This is a genomic window from Corallococcus sp. CA053C, assembly GCF_003611675.1.
Taxonomy (GTDB): Bacteria; Myxococcota; Myxococcia; order Myxococcales; family Myxococcaceae; genus Corallococcus.
Genome location: NZ_RAWA01000836.1, coordinates 1 through 655 on the forward strand (window position 1 = coordinate 1; position 655 = coordinate 655).

Sequence of the window (655 nt, forward strand, 5' to 3'; positions counted from 1 at the left end):
GTGCCTGCCCGTGGGGCCACGGGCCTGGCGGGCGTCGGGGCCGGAGGGGCGGAGGCATCGCAACGTAAGGGGCACTTCACTCCGCGGACGCCTGCGTCCGCACGCTCGGATGAGGAGAGCACCCATGAACGTGACGATGCTGAACGAACAACCGTCGTTGCTGAAGTCGGCCGCGCTGCTGCCCCCGCGTCTGTCGTTGGGGGCGACGATGATCCAGCACGGGCTCGCGAAGCTGAAGAAGGAGGGCACCGAGCAGCACGCGGGCATGTTCGAGCAGCTGGGCATCAAGCCGGGCAAGCCGTGGGTGCTGGCCACGGGCATCACGGAGCTGGTGGCCGGGGTGAGCTCCATCCTGGGCATCGCGACGCGGTTCACGGCCATTTCGGTCATCGTGACGCAGGCGATGGCCATCGCGAAGGTGCACGGGAAGAACGGCTTCGACATCACGAAGGGTGGCTACGAGTTCAACGTGGCGCTGATCGCGATCGCGTTGGGGACGTTGATGCGCGGGCCGGGGAGGCTGTCGCTGCACAGCGCGCTGGAGCAGCGGGTGAAGCGCAGGGAGCTGAGGCGCTTCCGGGTGTTTCCGAAGCAGCGCCGGGGTTCGATGCTGCTGGATGCGCTGGGGTAGGCAGGAAGGGGATGGGGGCTGGAG

The 655-nt window shown here is 68.1% G+C and carries 1 protein-coding gene; it reads left to right on the forward strand.

Annotated features, from left to right (window positions below):
• Positions 1–124: 124 nt before the first annotated feature.
• Positions 125–631, forward strand: coding sequence for a DoxX family protein (locus D7V97_RS43480; protein WP_199729246.1), 507 nt, complete (start codon positions 125–127; stop codon positions 629–631).
• Positions 632–655: the final 24 nt, after the last annotated feature.